The sequence below is a fragment of the Paucisalibacillus globulus DSM 18846 genome (assembly GCF_000482485.1).
Classification (GTDB): Bacteria; Bacillota; Bacilli; order Bacillales; family Amphibacillaceae; genus Ornithinibacillus; species Ornithinibacillus globulus.
In genome coordinates this window covers 51,788-68,193 of record NZ_KI519436.1, presented here as the reverse complement: position 1 = coordinate 68,193, position 16,406 = coordinate 51,788, and the positions used below count along the sequence as shown (strand labels likewise).

The window sequence follows — 16,406 nt, the reverse complement described above, 5'->3', positions numbered from 1 at the left end:
TTCCTGCGTTACGGCGGATATTTTCTTTTTCTGGCTGATATTCCTGCGTTACGGCGGATATTTTCCTTTTTCGGCTGATATTCCCGCGCTACGGCTGATATGTTTTCATTTTTATTGTCAGTTTTAATGGGGGTGATGCTTTTTAATTAACTTCTGAACTGGCTTAACATTAACTTATAAAAAAAGGGGGACAAAGTGTTGTTTAAACACAGATGGAGTTTATTGGTAATTTCGTTTTTTCTGTTGTTGGGGGTTATGCTCGCAGCTTGCGGTAACGAGGATTCTTCTGAGCCTCAGGATAATCCAAGTGAAACAGAAGATGAGGGTAAAGAGGATGAAACAAAAGAAGAAGAAGCATCCGGACCTATATCTGGCGGTACTTTAACGGGTGCCATGTATTCTGCACCTGCAGGGATGTTTAATCCAATTTTCTATGAAGAGGCCTATGAAGCAAATATTCTCTCCTTTACCCACGAAAGTTTGGTTGGTCAAAATGAAAGTCTTGAATTTATTCCTGGCTTAGCAAAGGATTGGGAGACGAATGAGGACCAAACTGAACTAACCATGTATCTAGAAGAAGGGGTAAAATGGCATGACGGGGAAGAATTTACGGCAGATGATGTTGTATTTACATACAAATCAATTGCTGATCCTAATTACGTAGAAGCAGGTGGTATTCGTACTGCTTATGTTCAACCACTATTAGGTTATGAAGCATTTGTAAATGGTGAAACAGATGAATTTCAAGGTGTGGAAGCTATCGATGAATACACCGTTAAATTCAAGTTTGCCGAACCTAATATCAACCCGCTTTATTATGCAAGCTTCACAATCATACCGGAGCATGTTTTTGCTGACATTCCTGTAGCTGAAATGCCTGAAGCTGATGAGTCTAGGCAACCAGGCAGTGTTATCGGTACAGGACCATTTAAGTTTACTGAAATGATAGAAAGAGAACAATATGTTTTAGAACGTCATGAAGACTACTGGCAAGGGGCTGCCTACTTAGACAAAATTGTTTGGAAAGTTGTTGCACAATCGGTCATGTCTGGGTTACTTGAATCTGGCGAGATTGACTTTGTTGCAGACCCGAACGGTATTCAACCAGCTGACTTCGAAATGGTTCAAGGCTTAGGAAATATTAAAATCATTGAGCAACCAGACTTTGGTTATCAGATTATGGGATTCAAACATAATCACCGTACTGCAGATGATGTAGATGCCGGCACCATAAATCCAGATAATTGGGTACCAAATGAGAAATTAGCCGATCCAAAGATACGTCAAGCTATAGCATATGCAATCAATCGAGATGGCCTAATTGAGGGGCTGCTATACGGGCGTGGCGCTACTTTAAATTCACCAATTGCAAAACAATTCTGGGCTTATGATGAAAGTGAAACAACAAACTACACCTATGATGTGGATAAAGCTGCTTCCATATTAGATGACTTAGGCTATGTAGATACAAATGATGATGGCTTCCGTGAAGATCCTGATGGTAATGAATGGGTATTAAACTTTGATTATCCGACAGGAAATGAACTTCGTGAAAAGTCAGCGCCATTAATCGAACAAATGCTTGAAGAGGTTGGAATTAATGTAAACTTACGCCAACCAAAAGAGATGTCTGCCTATGTGGAAGACCTAACAAATGATAACAGTGATTGGGATTTATATCTAATTGGCTGGAGTCTAGGAAGTGCCGATCCTGACCCAACAGGTTTGTGGGGAACGATGGCAGCCTACAACTTCTCTCGTTGGAATAATCCTGATTCCGAGGAATTAATGCAACAAGCACTTAAGGCACCAGATGCATTTGAACAAGAATATCGGAAAGAGGTCTATAAAGAGTGGCAAAAGATTTTCTCTGAAGACCTGCCTGCAGTTATTCTTTATGCACAAAATAGCTTATGGGCATATAACGATAGACTACAAGGTGTAGAACCCCTACCATTCACCATGTATAATGACCCTCACTTATGGTGGGTTACTGATGCAGAGTAAACAAAAAAGTAGATGCCCTGGTTAGAGACTACCGACTACAGACTGCTTCTGGCCATACCAAATGGGCAATGTTGCTTCACAGGTCGGACTTAGTCAATCTTCTTTTACCTTAACAGTCTTAATTGACTTGTGCTTTGGAGTTGAGGAACTTTCTAGTCCTTGGGCGCTTCGATTAAACGATTTAAAATAATAAGAGGATGTCTAATAGAAATATTCTCTGTTAGACATCCTTCTTCTTCATAAGGGGGGGTTTATTTGTACAAATATATTATTAGAAGAATTTTGGTTTTTATACCAATGATGATTATCCTTTCGATGATAATATTTGGACTTGCAAAAGCTGCGCCTGGTGATCCTTTTACGGGTAGGATTTTAGATCCAACTGTTAATCCAGAAGTATTTGAACAGCAGCGAGAAGCATTAGGACTTAATGATCCGATTCCAATTCAATATGTAAATTGGGCTTCAAGAATCATTTCAGGGGATTTCGGTGAATCAATGTATTATAAAGGTAGGTCGGTTGCTAGCCTTATTTGGGAAAGGATGCCCAATACGTTATATTTAGGCTTATTTGCTCTTTTCATTACATTAATTGTAGCTATCCCTATTGGAATATACTCTGCACGAAATCCATATTCAATGTTTGATTATGGAGCAACAACTTTTGGCTTTTTTGGACTTGCTGTTCCAAATTTCTTTTTTGGGCTAATAGCCATTTACCTCTTCGCTATTAAACTTGGTTGGTTTCCTTCACAAGGTACAATAACAGGTACGGAAATTACGGGATTAAATGAGTTCTTCGACCGATTACACCATATGGTTTTACCAGGAATTACGCTAGGACTTGCCGGAACAGCTTCCTATATGCGCTATATGCGTTCAGAAGTATTAGATGTCCTTAGCAGTGATTATATAAGAACAGCAAAAGCAAAAGGCATGAGTGATAGAAATGTACTATATAAGCACACCCTACGCAATGCCATGATACCAATTATTACCCTAATGGGCTTTGAATTTGGAGCATTATTAAGTGGTGCTATCATTACAGAACAAGTCTTTAGCTATCCAGGTTTAGGTACATTATTTATCAACTCGATAACGAATCGCGACTATCCAATCATAATGGCAATTGCTTTATTACTTGGAGTAACCATTCTCATTGGAAATTTATTAGCCGATATTTTCTACAGTATTGTAGATCCGAGGATACGTTATGACTAGAGGTGAGAAGAATGAAGTCTCATAAAATAAACAAACGAGCCCAAAGCCCATTTCAATTAGCCATCAGACGATTTATAAAAAACAAATTAGCTTTGGTTGGAATCATTGTACTTCTAATTATCACACTTGGGGCAATATTTGCTCCCCTCATAACAGAACACAATCCAACATATGGTGACCTGCTTAAAATAGAAAAGGCACCTACGGATGAACATATACTTGGTACAGATGGTTCTGGTCGTGATAATTTTGCAAGATTATTATATGGCGCAAGAATATCATTAATTGTCGGTTTTAGCGCCATGCTTTTCACATTGATTATCGGGGTTATACTAGGTGCTTTAGCAGGCTACTATGGAGGTAAAGTTGATAACTTCATTATGCGTCTAGCCGACCTAATATTGGCAATTCCATTTCTAGTACTAGCCTTAACAATAATTGCCTTGTTAGAAAAAGTAACGATTACGATTTTCGTTACGGTTATTGCCGTTACAACCTGGCCATCATTAACGAGGATTGTACGAGGTACATTTCTTTCATTAAGGGAGCAAGAATTTGTTCTCGGTGCACGGGCAATTGGTGCAAGTGATTGGCGAATTATCTTCAAACATTTTATCCCGAATGCAATTGGACCGATTATCGTTAATGCGACACTTATGATGGCATCCATGATTATTATCGAATCTGCATTAAGCTTTATTGGAATGGGTATTCCCCAACCAACACCTACATGGGGGAACATGATTTCCGAGGCACAAAATATTAGGATCTTGCGTAATCATCCAGAAGCATGGATTCCTCCTGGATTAGGAATATTATTAACGGTACTTGCTATTAATTTTATTGGTGATGGTTTACGGGATGCTTTTGATCCGAAGAGTACTCGGAGGTAATTTAATTTGGAATTAAATGCCCCCTTCGTTGCTTACTTATAATGTCCTGGAGGGGCTTTAATTCCTTATGAAAGTCTGAAGTATAAATAACATTGAGGAACAGGTAGGAATGCTATGAAACTACAATTTCATTAGGAATGTCTACTTTTTTGTTCTAAGAGCTTTACTACTAAAAGTTATGTAGAATTGGTTAGATACTCATTGTATACATTCTTTTGCATCCCAATGGTAACTAACCTTACTTATTCAGTAGAATAATTTCTATATATCTCACTTTATGCGTTAAATATACTAGCCTAGTTAGTCCACTTTTTTTATATATTACGCCTGTTGTAGCGTTTTGATATGTTGCAAATTGATTAGTACCGGCTTTGACCGAGCATTTTTCAGTTCAACAATTGGGCCAATAACTTTAATCAACTTTCCGATATATTGCTCCTTTTCACCAATATTTAAAATTATAATCTTTCCTTTACATTTTTCTAACTGTACTTCAAACGTTCTCGAAAGTAATAGGTTCGCCATTTGAACTGGAAAATTATGATCTTCTAATCCATATGGTCGTTGATTTTGAGGATATGGTATTAACCATTTTAAATGGTTAATTGTAATATACATGGTTTTATAAACAGGTGAATGAAAAACAAAATAATTATTCATTATACTAGTTATATACCCATGTAATGGCTGATTGCCTGTAACATATATTTCAACAAAAATTCCTTTTGCTTGTGTAAGAACCTTCCGTAATGACCATTCGTCGTTTTCTTCCTTAGGGAGAACAAAAGATGAATTATCAGTATCGGAAGAATCCTGTACGTAGGAATTATCCTCATCCAAATTTATATGTTGAATGTGAACGATTGGAATATAAATATAGTCAAATCCATTAAACAGAACAATTGTGTCACTACCAACATCAATTAATGTCCCGCTCTTTGTACTTTTTCCAGAAAGTTCAACAACAATTGCTTCATTTATCAACTCTTGTAATATCTTGTTCACAATCACTCCTCCTATCTTAATAAATTACCCAAACTACCCATACATAAAGACTTAACAGGCTCACTATTAAACCGATTGGGATTACTAAGAATGTTACCTTCATATACTGACCCCAAGTTACTTTAATAGCGTGTTTCTTAAGAACAAACATCCAAATCAGTGTTGCTAGGGTTCCTGCTGGAGTGAGTAATGACCCTATATCTGCTCCGATAACACTTGAAAGATATGTCAACTGTAACAATTGCGTATCTAAATTCATATCATTAATAGACAGGGTACCAATCATAACGGCTGGAAGATTATTGAATATATTTGATAAGAATGATGTTAAGAGTCCCATTATAAATGTCGCATTAAAGGGATCCTGAATGATAATTTCCCGTAAGGATCGTACAATAAATTCATTTAAACCAATATTTCGCAAACCGTAAACTAGCACGTACATGTTAAAAGCGAATAATAACACATGCCACGGTGTCTTTTTTACTACATCAACTATTCCTTTTCCTAATTTATACCAACGTAATAAAATTAAAATCATTGCTCCTGCTAAACCTATCCACTCTGTAGCAACCCCCAAAGGAGCTAATGCAAAGAAGCCTGCGCGGGTTAAAATTACTACTAAAATACATACTTTAAATAATTTCCAGTCTATCTTTTCATCATCCATTACCTTCAATGGGTGTGCATGTAAAAAATCGGTGCCTTCAGAATTAAACCTAATTTGAATGGTGGGGATTTTATTGGGAATATTTTTGCGGAAATAAAGGTATAGAAGATATGCAATAAGAAGAATTCCGATCATAGAAGGAACAAACATCATATTAATATAACTATTTAGGCTTAGCCCGACAATTTTAAGTGCAATTAGATTAGAGATATTACTAACAGCTATAGGAGCACTTGCAGCAGTTGCAATTAATGCGCCTGATAGAATATATGGGAACATTTGATGAGGTTTTAACCTTAAGATAGTTACTATGTGGATTATGATTGGTGTCGTAATAAGAATGCTACCATCATTATTAAATAACATCGTCATTAGAAAACACAATAGATTAGTATATAGATACAGCTTTAATCCAGACCCCTTCGATTGGTTCACGACATTAAGTGCAACCCACCGAAAAAAACCAATGCTCTCTAAAACTATTGTCATCATGATTGTAGAGAGAATAGTTAAGACTGGACCACTAACGATTGATAAGATACCCAATACATCATTCCATGATACGATACCTACTAAAAGAACTACTATAGCACCAATAGTTGTAGGTACCGTCTCATTAATTCCATATGGTCTCCATAGCATTAATATAATCGTTATTGTAAAGACAACTAGCATAATTGTAATTGATGTATCAAGCATGTAGCTTCGCCGCCTTATTCTGTTTTATATCACTTTTTTCTTGTTTAGTAAGGATTATCGTGTCCGTGTGTTTTGGTGAGGTAATAAATATTTTATAAAATATCCCACCAATAACAGCAAAGTATAAAGCGATCATCTATTTCGCCTCCTTTATTCTTTATACTTATAAAATTAGTCTTCCTCACAAAGCTTCTGATACATTCTTTCCGCATGCTTCATCAAAGATAAATATTGCATCTTTATCATTTCTTTCTTTTCAGTTTCATTCATTTGTACATGCTGAATCACTTTTTCATCTTTATCTGCGTCTTTTTGCTTACGAATGCTTGGCACATAATATCCACTCTGCTTGTAGAAACGAGACCGTTTTTCGTGAGAATTACTTAACACCTCCTGACTAGCTTGCTGGTCTTGGAATTTATTTTGATTAACTTTTGGATCGATAGGATTATCCCCTATGACCTTCCTAGATTGAATAAATAAATTTCCATCAAAAGGAGTAGACATTTTTTCATCGACAAATTGATGGTCAGTAGGATTACTAATATTGAATTCGTCTTCCTCTATACCTTTTGTTCCTTTAACTGAAAAATTACTCCATACAGATGGTTGATCTTTTTCAGAGTAATCTTCCACGATCTCTTTCTCATCAGGTTTCATAGTAGATTTGGAACCTTTTTCAAGTTCTAAAAACTCATCTTTATCTTCCAATTCCAGAACCTCTAAAAATCTATCATTTTCTTCTACCGCTAGATTGTTTAGTGATTCTTCATTCAATTCTTCCGGGGTATCAGAAAGGGGATTCCTATCATTCTCTATATTTTCACTAGCATTGTTTTCAAAAACCTCTTGCTCTTCCATGTAATCATAATCACCATCAAAGATATCTGTTATAAAGGACATTTTAATATACAGCTGTTCCTCATTGTGTATAACGACTATATGATCATCTGTAATGCTGCTTATAATTCCTGAAACAGTGTGCCCATTTAATCTATTGATGGTAACCCATCTATATTTTAATGCCCTATACACGTCACTTAAGGTGAGTTTATTTATATAAGGTACCATTTTAAGATTCGCTTGGTAGTCTTTAGTATTTTTTAAAACTCCATTAATATGTTGAGTAGCAACATAGAATATATCGTCCTTGAATTCAACAACCAAATGGTCCTCTTTTACATCAATCAATAGACCTTCCATATAGCGATGATTATGAAGGAATAATCCAATAGTTGTTCCTTTTATACTTTGGAGAACCTCAGAAAAGTTTTGATATGCCATAAAGTCCCCCCCCCTTTCCCCCCCAAGCTAATAGTTTTGAAACAAATTAGTCATTTGTTTCTTCTTCTACTTTTTTGGCTTCCCCGGATTTTTCAGCCTTTTCTTCTTTTTTCTGTGTCTTTTGATTGGAATTGTTGCGTTTATTATTTTTGTTACCCGTATTGTTTCCATCTGTTTCAGCCTTTCCCTTTTCAATTCTTACTCCATAACTAATATTGCGAAGGTGGAAAGTTGACACACGAACAATAGCTTCTCCAGCCACAACAACAACATAATCATTTGTTACTTCTTCTAAAACACCCTCTAGCTTTTCAGGGCCACCTCGGTTTATCTGGACCCATCGATGTCTTAGACCATTTAAAATATCTTTAAATTTACTTGCTTGAAGATAGTTAAAGTTTTCGGGGATGTCTAACCCAAATTCAAATCCCTGCTTTGCATTATTTGTAATGCTCTTTATATGATGAGTGTTATAATAAATCACACCATCGTTTTCAGTTAACACGACTAAATGATCTTCTTCTACCGCAAGTACTTTACCAACACGCGATTCGGGCCCACCCCTGTCAATTTGGACGACCCTATCGACAAAAGAGAGTAATAAGTCCTTATTCATTTTCTAACCTCCTATTATATATTCCATATATCTATATGTGTCATGGCAGGCTATTGCTGTAGCTAATAGCCTATTTTTTGCCATTGCCGATGATATTTGGTAATTAACCCAATATTATCAATATTTATCCCATTCACTTACTAGAAACTTTTTACGTTGTTCAATAAACTTTAATATCACACTTGGTTCTATCCTAAAAGTATCTTCCTCATAGCGATAATAACGATCCTTGTTTATATAAGGTAATAACTCCTGAAAGTTTGCCTCAATGATAGGAGTCTGATGTGCTACGGTAAATTGATTATGTAGAACATCATGCATAATTTGCTTATATGACGCCCGAAATTCCAGTATACGATGAAGTCTTGCAGTTAATGTGTTATAACCCTCTAATGGAATATAATCATGCTCATACTCCTTACCATGACGATCTCTTCCCCAAGTCCCATCATAATCCCAAGGTGTTATTTCAAACTTTTTCGATTTACTATTGAAATATAGTGCATAATTTTGAGTAAATCCATCGTAATTTTGTACACATACAGCTCCCGCCAACCATTTTAAATACTTGTTTACATCTAATATTTCCTGGATTTGTTCCTGGAACTTGTGATCTGGTAGCGTATTAATAATCACTAATAAATGATATAAACACTCCCTCACATCATCTGAATCATATTTAATAGTGTATCCCTGTAAAAGCTCCATCTTCTTTTCATTCTCTTCTGAAAGCAAGGAAAAGTTTGCATCATTATCATCCGCATAAACGATATCTCCTTCTGGAATTCCTCTTCTTTTTAAGAAGTATTGATCAAAAGAATCTAACTGCAAGTACACACCTTGATAAACCCCATTTATATACAACCGAACATAATTAGCTTGTGGAGAAACAACACCAATTTCGGAAAAAAAGTCAAAAGATAATTTATTCCTCATTAGAGAAGGATCATTATATTCCGCATTTAGATGGATTTCATGCTGACCCTCCATAAAAAATGGTTTACTAAAAATGATATGATATGATTTCTTCTTATGTTTTCTTACAGAGTTCCCTCGATAAAATATATCAATCTCATATTTTTTATCATCAATCCATAGTGAAGCTGGCTGGTAATTATCGCTCCATATGTCCCTTTTCATTTCAAGTAATAATTTTGGATTTACAAATATTCTATAAGTTAACAACACATAACCCTACCTTCAAGGTGATTATTTGATAAATAATATGCTGGATTAGGCTAAACAGTTACAGAATAGGTAATCGTTTGTTTATTCTAAAAACCTAAGCATAATTGATTTGCTGTCATATTCTAGTTAATAAAATATATAAGGAAAGTGGTGGGAATTTTGACAGCTGTTAAAACAGTTAATATGGATGAATTATGGCTTGCTGCAATAGAAAATGGTGTTATAGATTTAATGAGAAATACCCCAGATGAAACAGAAACACAATACGTTATATACGGAAGAAAAAAGGGCAAAAAAGGGTCCGGAGGTAGAAAAAGTTCTGGAGGTAAGCGTAGCTCTGGCGGTAGAAAGAGTTCTGGAGGGAAACGTAGCTCCGGCGGTAGAAAGAGTTCTGGAGGCAAGTGTAAATCAGGCGGTAGAAAAAGTTCTGGAGGGAAGCGTAGCTCCGGGGGTAGAAAGAGTTCTGGAGGGAAGTGTAGCTCTGGCGGTAGAAAAAGTTCTGGAGGGAAACGTAGCTCCGGCGGTAGAAAAAGTTCTGGAGGGAAACGTAGCTCCGGGGGTAGAAAAAGTTCTGGAGGGAAACGTAGCTCTGGCGGTAGAAAAAGTTCTGGAGGGAAACGTAGCTCTGGCGGTAGAAAAAGTTCTGGAGGTAAGCGTAAATCAGGCGGAAGGAAAAGTTCCCGATAGATATAGTAGTTTAATTAATACGACTAAATAAATGTGCCCTATAAAGTAGCCTTACATAAACTACTTTATAGGGCATTTCTATTTAAAAATAATAAGAGAGAAAAAGGTGAGGTGACTAATAAATATACGTAAGATGAACGGGGAGGGATATGATTAATAGTTGGCGATAATTTTATAATTCCATTCATGCTTCTAGATTAACTGTACTGGTACTTCGGAATAATTAGCATCGAAAATCTCAAAACATTTATAACGTAGATTATCATTCTTAAAAGAGATAATTAGCATCAATATCTGATCATCAGGGTGATATTGTAGATCCTGCCTTGATGGCATTGGGGCTGTAGTTGGATGTGAATGATATAAAACTAGAATCTCTTCCTTCTTTTCTGAAATCTTGTTTAGAGCCTCCCTTACTGTATCACGACTAACAAAAAATTGGTTCATTGATTTAGCTTCATTTTTCAACTGCCAATTTGACGTTACTATTCCCTCAACATTTCCACTAAGAAATCCACAAGACTCATATGGAAGTGCTTGTTGACATTGTTCGATTAAACTTTGAAATATGTCCTTCGAGATATAGACAACCTTTTCTGTTTGTTTCATGTATTTCTCTCCTTATCAGAATACTGGTACATTCTTACATACAATTGTGGGAATAATTCCCAGTCCATTGAAATTCCCTTCTTATGAAATTCAATTTCTATTTATATATGTCTTTCTGCCCTTCCGCGTATGGTTACTTACCATGAATTTTTGAAAAACTTTAATATAATTTATTCCCCATGCATATGTATTAAAAAACAAACGCAGTATTTGGAGGTGAAAAAGCATGAATGATAGGGTTCTACAAGAAAAAATAACTCTCTTAAACAATCAAACTAAAGCGTATGCAAATGAAATAAAAACTATAATTAAAGAACAACATAACAGACAAAATAATGCTTCCATAATCGGGTACTTTACCTTTTCTATTAGCACAACAAACAAAAAAAACGAAAAAAATATTATCTTAGGTGACTTCCATATTAAAAACCTTTCAGCCAATACTATTAATAACTTGTACTTATGCATAAAAATTGATGCTACAGATAAATATAACTTTTCTGGTAAATATAAGACTACGAAGTTACAAAATGATCGTACTGCTTCATCTAGTTACTGGAGTCTTTTTACTGTTCCCGATAAAGAAGATGAAAATGAATATTGGTTTCAGTTGAGTAATCAGAAACAATTACTCCCCCATGAAACACTTTCATTTTCAGACTTCCAAATAAACTGGACAAATAAAGACGTTTATTCATGCTCAGTACAAGGATTTATCTACACAGATTTTGAAAAAGAGGGGATTTTCGCATTAAACAATGTTAATGTGAGTATAGGATAATAGGATGTGAGAATAATGGATAAGCAATTATGGGTACTTCTGAGTGAAGTAGTTTCTAAAGAAATAGAGTTAACCAAAGAAGAGTCTTCCAATCAAGAAAAGTTAGATTTTATCATCCTTTCCATGCTAATAGACTATAAAGTAAAAAAGATAACCAACAAAAGCAATACAGTAACCAATAGCTATTTATCCAATATAGATTTACTTAGTGATGAGCTAGATCATGCATTAAAAATTAATCGAGAACAGTTCGAACAAATCACCCGTTTAATAAACAACTAATGAGTTTTAGAAAACATCACTTTCTTATCCAAATGGAGCTAATCATAAATAGAGTAGCTCCACTTTTTTTATGATTTTATTAGTCTCTCCCAAAACAATTTAAATTTTGACTTTTCTTCCATAGCCGTGTCGTATCGTGGTTCTTCCTTTATTTGTTCCCTTTCAGTAAGCTTCTCCTGTTGTGTCTCCATTATCGTGTCATTCGTACTAGTCATGTTCTCCTTGCTCCCTAGATCAATTGTCTCCTTATTTTCCTCTGGTTGTTCTATTATATTCGTGCTACTTTCAGCTGTCTCTCTTACACTTTTCGGATTAGATACTGGTATGGTTTGTTTTAATTTCGCTTCCCTATTACTGACAAAAACCGGTTTCGCTCCTTGCTTTGCTTGTGCTAAATAATTATTTTCATTTAGATTCGCTTTACTTTTTGTTCCCCCTCCAATCACCTGGGAAACATTAACGGCAGTCTGTAAGTCTCTAAAAGTAAGTTCTTTACCCTGTTCTATTTTTTTACGGGAAGAGCTCACTGCTTGGAAACTCGTATTAGGAAAAGTCTGCTTAGGGAAAGTGGATCCTTTGGTTTTATTTTCCTCAAGAAGTTTCTTTATTTCTACAATTTGACTTTGTAAATTGCTTAAAGTTGAATTAACTTGGCCAGCTTCCAATTGTTCTGTTTGCAATGTATTATTCTCAATCTCTTTTTTTGATACCTCCTTACTTATAATAGACGCCTTTTTATTCCCCTCATTTTCTGGCTCTGCACCTTTGATAAATTCTTGTTTAAACTGTTTATTCACTATCTGCTTTTCTTCTTGAATACTAGAATAGTCCTCTATTTGATCCACATTTTTATCCTTCTCCAATTCCATATTTTCCATAAACCCCTTTCTACTTGATATCGATAATAATCTACTTTCTATACTATTAAAGGAACACATTAACTCCTCCGATAATTCCTTGAATCTTTTATAAAGATCCTGCCCAGTATTTATATTCTGAAGTGATGCTCTTTCTAAATCGACATGTGAAGACATCATATTATTTTGGTTTAGTTGAAGGTCCTTAACCATTTCAATTAACTTCTGAAAATCTGCATTGCGAATGGAAATTGATTGTTGTTCCTGATTCCATTTTGACGTGTAATTTTTATTCTGATGAATCTCCTTCTTAAACTTTTTTAAATCATGTCTTAGATTATTTCTTTCTTCTATTAGCTTATGATTATCAAATATACAATCCTTGTACTTTTCTTCCACTACAGATAATTTTTGTTTCACTTCTGCTAATTGATTATTTAATTTCTTTACTTCAGACTTTAGATGATAATAATCGAGGCTTATATCACTTTCTTGATAACTTCGTATTACTCTTCTATATTTTTTTAGCTGAATAAGTAAGTTTTCAACATCCTCTCTAGTGTATGAGTTCGGCATATTCCCACCTCGTTGCAGTATATTTATGATATTTTATGAACTTGCCACCATTATGTGACAAAAATCTATTAGCCTATGAAAACAAATAGGTGAATATACAATTTTGGTTAAAAACACTAGAAAATAGACTTTTGTACAGTTCAAAAGGCACCTGCATTACATAATTTGTTACTGTTAAATAATTTAATGAAAGGGAGAGAAATATGCAGGAACAACCATTACAGGGAGCTCAAGAGCTTCTATGCATAAATGCAGAAAAAGTCTATGACTGGGTTATCCTACAAGAAGATCTAAACCAAACCGTACTACCAGCGGCAATAGGTGTACTACCAATTAATCCATGTGACCCCGCTGTGAGCGGGTTAACAGCAACTTGTTATCTTGTAGACCCGATTACTGGTAATCCACTTCCTCCAAATGCAGAAATTCCAGTAACTGAAGTTGGGGAGCGAGAAGATCGTCAATTTGTAATTAACGGAGCATTAGTTACGTTACAGAGGGTATCATTTGTTAAAACACTAAACGTAGTAATTGAATTTAGTGGATTTAATGGTACAACTCCATTTGTCATGACCTCAGATGAAATTACAGTCGATATTCCAGAATCAGTCTTTTTATGTGCACCTGAAGGAACTAGGCTAATTGTTCGAGTATCAGATGTTGATTGTAGTGTTAGTGTGAACTGTGTGGCCGGCGCTTTAGAAAGTGTTGATCTTTTCTTAAACGTATGTCAAAGCGTTCAATCCGTTGCAGATGTAACACTTGAATTAGTTGCAGACTTCTGTCAACCAAGGGATATTTTAGTAGAACAATGTCCAACACCATCTATCCCACCTCAATGCCCAGCTGTATTCCCAGGCCCAATGGGCTCTATGAGCCGTAAAAACGAGGAGTAATCAGTAAATAACTAAAAGCCTTATAGATTCTACTTGGATAGAATCTATAAGGCTTTTTTTCAAGAATAAAATGCAGAAAAAGGCAACTCTTCCATTGAAGTAACAGTTGCCCGTATATACATTTATCTCAAGTCATTATATCAATGAATTAAAAGTAACAAATCCATAGACTAGATGTTTCTAAACTTTTTCACCCTACTTTTACCTCTAAAAGTTCTTTATTAAAGAGAATTCTTTCATCATCCGGTCGATGTTCTCTTGCTTTCTCATTATGGTAATAGGACTTTTCGAAGTCTTGAAGATTATAATAGCACACGCACATCTGTAAGTGTGGATACCAAGTTGAATATGCTGGATAGGTGAAACTCCATTTGTTGAAGTCATGATCTAATTCTGTTGCTAATTTGTACCAGAAAATCGCTGAGTGAAAATCACGTTTCCGTTGAAAATAATACCCTATTCGACTGCAGGTCTCTGGACGTGGAGTTTTAGAGAACTGAAAGGATTCAAATAAAGAATATAATTCCTCTTCCTCTTTCCCAAGAAAGCGAAAGCAGTCTGCTTTATTGATACACGCATATACTTTGTCCTCAATCCACCCCTCTTTCATCTGTATATTCTTATTATAACTTTCTATTGCTTCTTCATAACGTTCATTTTCTCGTAATTCATTACCATAATAAAAATAATCCCTCGGGGTAAACACATCTCCTCGCTCAACCTTTTTCTGATATATTGCTAAGTTTCTACCTACAGAATGACGAATCTTTTTATGTGTTACAGCAATATCAGAATTTATAATTTTCCCATACACCTCAAGGTATTGATGACAATCACCTTTCCAGATGAAGTTTCTACTTCTCTTTACGAGCCTATTTCTTCTGTACTGTAAAGTAACATTTCCGAATTCATCTAACCCCGCATTATAGTACATAGAGACAGAATCAACAGATGGATCAAGGGATTCTTTAAGCCTTTTTATCTTTTCTTGCTCTTCTTCAAGCAAAACATCATCGGCATCCAGATATAATATATAATCCTTTGTAGCATGCCTAAAAGACTCATTTCTAGCAGCTGCAAAATCCCCTATCCACTCAAAATAAAATACTCTATCCGTATACTTCTTTGCAATGTCTACAGTGGTATCAGACGATCCGGTATCAACGATATTGATTTCATCAACAATATCTTTAACTGTATCAAGACACCTCGCCAGTACTTCTTCTTCGTTCTTTACAATCATACATAAACTAATAGAAACCATTGTTTTCTCCTTTCAAAAACTATTATAGATTAAGTATTATATTGTATTATCTAGTATTAAAGTTGTTTGTATTACAACCTATTAATTTAGTAATAGGGTACGATCTTTCATAATTGTATTTACTTTTATGAAGAAGGCCTAAACACCTAACGTGCTTAGGCCGATTTACTTCTTAAACTGTGTCGCTGTCTACTCTAATAATAGTCAAGGTTGCTCCTGCACCATCTTGAAGTGTAGCTAATCCAGCCAAACCGAATAATTCTAATGACACTGTATCTCCAGCAGTTAATGGAACAATTACTTCTCCATTAAAGTTCGATATAGTAAGGATAGGATTTATCTCAGATGCTTCATTTGGAGTACCGTTGATTAATAATCTGGAACCAACCAATAATCCAGCTGTTAGATTTATACTATATGAAATAAAGTATCTACCCTCTTCTGGGACAGTGAATACAGTATTTGCACCATTTGCTGTAATTCCATCCAAACTCTGTTCATCTGGTAATGGTACGGTTGTTCCACCTAGTACTACAGTTATGGTACCTCCACCAGTATTGGCTGCAAATGCTGATGTTTCGGTGACTGAACCACCTGTCGGGCCAGTTGCTCCAGTTGCTCCGGTTGCTCCGGCTACTCCGGTTGCTCCAGTTGCTCCTGCTGCTCCGGTTGCTCCGGCTACTCCAGTTGCTCCGGTTGCTCCGGCTACTCCAGTTGCACCCGTTGCTCCAGTTGCTCCAGTTGCTCCGGCTACTCCAGTCGCTCCAGTTGCTCCAGTTGCTCCAGTCGCCCCAGTCACTCCGGTTGCTCCAGTTGCTCCAGTCACTCCTGCTACTCCGGTTGCTCCAGTCGCCCCAGTCACTCCGGTTGC

Annotated in this window: 17 protein-coding genes; 7 read left to right on the top strand and 10 right to left on the bottom strand. The window is 35.8% G+C overall.

The window, feature by feature from the left end; genetic code table 11:
• Positions 1–195: 195 nt before the first annotated feature.
• The 3 genes from K332_RS0114155 to opp4C all read left to right on the top strand — a co-directional run bounded on the left by K332_RS0114155 (position 196) and on the right by opp4C (position 4,121).
• Positions 196–2,007 (top strand): peptide-binding protein, encoded by a 1,812-nt coding sequence (locus K332_RS0114155; protein WP_425414462.1) that lies wholly within the window; start codon positions 196–198, stop codon positions 2,005–2,007.
• Positions 2,008–2,262: 255 nt separating this feature from the next.
• On the top strand, positions 2,263–3,228 hold the full coding sequence (locus K332_RS0114150) for an ABC transporter permease (RefSeq protein ID WP_026908046.1): 966 nt from the start codon (positions 2,263–2,265) through the stop codon (positions 3,226–3,228).
• A gap of 11 nt (positions 3,229–3,239) precedes the next feature.
• On the top strand, positions 3,240–4,121 hold the full coding sequence (opp4C, locus tag K332_RS0114145) for an oligopeptide ABC transporter permease (protein ID WP_051359476.1): 882 nt from the start codon (positions 3,240–3,242) through the stop codon (positions 4,119–4,121).
• A 321-nt stretch (positions 4,122–4,442) separates the two neighbouring features.
• Here the strand turns inward: opp4C and K332_RS0114140 are convergent, their stop codons facing one another.
• The 6 genes from K332_RS0114140 to K332_RS0114115 form a co-directional block, all read right to left on the bottom strand.
• Positions 4,443–5,126, bottom strand: a complete 684-nt coding sequence (locus K332_RS0114140) for a hypothetical protein (protein ID WP_026908044.1) — start codon at positions 5,124–5,126, stop codon at positions 4,443–4,445.
• A 16-nt stretch (positions 5,127–5,142) separates the two neighbouring features.
• Positions 5,143–6,495 carry an arsenic transporter gene (locus K332_RS0114135; RefSeq protein WP_026908043.1) on the bottom strand — a complete coding sequence of 451 codons (1,353 nt, stop codon included), beginning with the start codon at positions 6,493–6,495 and terminating at the stop codon, positions 5,143–5,145.
• On the bottom strand, positions 6,488–6,631 hold the full coding sequence (locus tag K332_RS23995) for a hypothetical protein (protein ID WP_156914206.1): 144 nt from the start codon (positions 6,629–6,631) through the stop codon (positions 6,488–6,490). Before K332_RS23995 ends, K332_RS0114135 begins: the two co-directional genes overlap by 8 nt.
• A 35-nt stretch (positions 6,632–6,666) precedes the next feature.
• A complete protein-coding gene (locus tag K332_RS0114125; protein ID WP_026908042.1) occupies positions 6,667–7,779 on the bottom strand; it encodes a DUF2642 domain-containing protein in 1,113 nt (370 codons plus the stop codon).
• A gap of 46 nt (positions 7,780–7,825) precedes the next feature.
• Positions 7,826–8,395 carry a hypothetical protein gene (locus K332_RS22590; protein WP_051359475.1) on the bottom strand — a complete coding sequence of 190 codons (570 nt, stop codon included), beginning with the start codon at positions 8,393–8,395 and terminating at the stop codon, positions 7,826–7,828.
• A gap of 117 nt (positions 8,396–8,512) precedes the next feature.
• Positions 8,513–9,580, bottom strand: a complete 1,068-nt coding sequence (locus K332_RS0114115) for a CotH kinase family protein (protein ID WP_156914205.1) — start codon at positions 9,578–9,580, stop codon at positions 8,513–8,515.
• 250 nt (positions 9,581–9,830) lie between these two features.
• Here K332_RS0114115 and K332_RS22585 point away from each other — a divergent pair, with 250 nt between their 5' ends.
• Complete coding sequence (locus K332_RS22585) at positions 9,831–10,301, top strand: hypothetical protein (RefSeq protein ID WP_026908040.1); 471 nt, start codon at positions 9,831–9,833, stop codon at positions 10,299–10,301.
• A 161-nt stretch (positions 10,302–10,462) separates the two neighbouring features.
• On the opposite strand, the gene K332_RS0114105 is transcribed toward K332_RS22585, so the two are convergent.
• Positions 10,463–10,879, bottom strand: a complete 417-nt coding sequence (locus K332_RS0114105) for a M67 family metallopeptidase (protein WP_026908039.1) — start codon at positions 10,877–10,879, stop codon at positions 10,463–10,465.
• Positions 10,880–11,105: 226 nt separating this feature from the next.
• On the opposite strand from K332_RS0114105, the gene K332_RS0114100 reads away from it, so the two are divergent.
• Together K332_RS0114100 and K332_RS0114095 are read left to right on the top strand one after the other, a co-directional pair.
• Positions 11,106–11,660 carry a hypothetical protein gene (locus K332_RS0114100; protein ID WP_026908038.1) on the top strand — a complete coding sequence of 185 codons (555 nt, stop codon included), beginning with the start codon at positions 11,106–11,108 and terminating at the stop codon, positions 11,658–11,660.
• A 15-nt stretch (positions 11,661–11,675) separates the two neighbouring features.
• Positions 11,676–11,942 carry a hypothetical protein gene (locus tag K332_RS0114095; RefSeq protein ID WP_026908037.1) on the top strand — a complete coding sequence of 89 codons (267 nt, stop codon included), beginning with the start codon at positions 11,676–11,678 and terminating at the stop codon, positions 11,940–11,942.
• A 68-nt stretch (positions 11,943–12,010) separates the two neighbouring features.
• On the opposite strand, the gene K332_RS0114090 is transcribed toward K332_RS0114095, so the two are convergent.
• Complete coding sequence (locus tag K332_RS0114090) at positions 12,011–13,375, bottom strand: hypothetical protein (protein ID WP_026908036.1); 1,365 nt, start codon at positions 13,373–13,375, stop codon at positions 12,011–12,013.
• 203 nt (positions 13,376–13,578) lie between these two features.
• Here K332_RS0114090 and K332_RS22580 point away from each other — a divergent pair, with 203 nt between their 5' ends.
• Positions 13,579–14,271, top strand: a complete 693-nt coding sequence (locus tag K332_RS22580; protein ID WP_051359474.1) for a BMQ_0737 family morphogenetic spore coat protein — start codon at positions 13,579–13,581, stop codon at positions 14,269–14,271.
• A gap of 190 nt (positions 14,272–14,461) precedes the next feature.
• Here K332_RS22580 and K332_RS0114080 read toward each other — a convergent pair whose 3' ends face one another.
• Entirely contained in the window at positions 14,462–15,535 is a 1,074-nt protein-coding gene (locus K332_RS0114080) for a glycosyltransferase (protein ID WP_026908035.1), read from the bottom strand.
• 172 nt (positions 15,536–15,707) lie between these two features.
• On the bottom strand, positions 15,708–16,406 hold a 699-nt coding region (locus tag K332_RS0114075; protein WP_026908034.1), incomplete at its 5' end, for a BclA C-terminal domain-containing protein.